The sequence below is a fragment of the Streptomyces sp. SID14478 genome (genome assembly GCF_010548525.1).
GTDB lineage: Bacteria > Actinomycetota > Actinomycetes > Streptomycetales > Streptomycetaceae > Streptomyces.
In genome coordinates, this window is the sequence record NZ_JAAGMG010000652.1 from 1 (window position 1) to 1,395 (window position 1,395).

The following is a 1,395-nucleotide window of genomic DNA, read 5'->3' on the forward strand; positions in this document are numbered from 1 at the left end:
CCGTCCGCCGATGCCGCGCAGCGAACCGCCGCGCGAGCGCAGCAGGGCGAGTTCGGCGCGCCGCCGGTCCGCGGCCAGGCCGCCCGCCATCAGCAGCACGATGCAGGCGACGGTGCCCGTGCCGTACGCGGCGACGGCCACCACCGGCGTGATGCCGGAGCGCAACTCCTCGAAGCGGGCGATGACATCGGTCAGGCCGCTGCTGACGTCCGTGGTCGTGCTGCCGGTCGCCTTGCGCACCGCCGGCAGTCCGGGGCCGTTCATCGTGTACGCCAGCCCGGCCTTCAGGGCGGGAATCCGGCGGGCCGTGAACGCCGAGGTGTCCGGGGCGATCTGCCAGTACTGCTCGGCCTGGCCCGAGGTGTTCACGAGCGCGGGCGCGGCGTCCGGGTGGAGCAGCAGGCCGGCCGCCCAGAAGTGCGAGGGCGGTATCGCGTCGGTGCTGCGCAGCGCCGCGGTGCGCAGCAGCGGTGTCGCCGACCAGTACGCGCCCGAGGCGTCGCGCGGGACGACGACTCCCGTGATGTGCACGGCGATCGGGCGTGCGTCGGCGCCCGGGACGTGCAGCACCGAGCCCACCTTCAGGTGCATCCGCCGTGCGGTGTCCCGCGTCACGGCGGCCTCGATCCGGTCGGCCGTGAAGTCCGCGCCGGGCAGCCGGCCCGCCGTCACCTCGGTGTGCGCGGCGAGCCCGTTCTGCGCGTACATCGTGAACTCCGGCGGCAGACCGTCCGGTTGGGGCAGCCAGTCCTCCGGGGATGCCATGCCTTCCGGGCTGCGCGCCCCGTACGACGACTCGCGCGGGTCCGCGACGAACGGCTCCTTCAGCGAGGCGGTGATCTTCCGGTACGCGGCCCCGATCGCGCGGGCCGTGGGCTTCTCGCCCTGGAACTCGGGCGGGAGCCCGGCGTCGGAGTCGGACGCGGTGATGTTCAGGATCATCCGGCTCGGCGCCTCGTCGGCGACGGCCTGCCGCAGCCCCTTGTCCTCGTAGCGGTCCACGGCCCGCGGGAACGCGGCGGCCAGGCACGAGGTGAGCAGCACGAGCAGGAACAGCGCGGCCGCCGCCCCCGGTGCGGTGCGCAGCCGGGTGCGTACCCAGGGCGCCACGGCCTTCGTCGCAGCGGCCATCTCACTCGCCTCCCTGGGCGCGCAGCGCGGTCGCGGCGCGCGGCGGCCTGCGCAGCGCCAGACCCGCGGTGATCAGTACGGGCGTGACGGCCACGCCCACGAGCAGCAACGCCACCTGGTGCAGGGGCAGTCGGACGAGTACGTCGGGCACGGGCCGGGTCGCGTCGCCGGTCAGCACGATCAGCGGCACCACCGCCCGGGTCAGGAACGTGCCGAGCCCCACGCCCACCAGGAGCGCGAGGGCCACGAGGATGCCCTGCTCGG

1 protein-coding gene and 1 pseudogene are annotated in these 1,395 nt (G+C 75.1%); both read right to left on the reverse strand.

Annotated elements, in window-relative coordinates; translation table 11 throughout:
- Positions 1 to 1,131: pseudogene (locus G3I40_RS21705) on the reverse strand (ABC transporter permease); the annotation flags it as partial.
- Between the two features lies 1 nt (position 1,132).
- Positions 1,133 to 1,395: hypothetical protein (locus G3I40_RS21710; RefSeq protein WP_164303805.1), on the reverse strand; the 263-nt coding region annotated here is incomplete at its 5' end.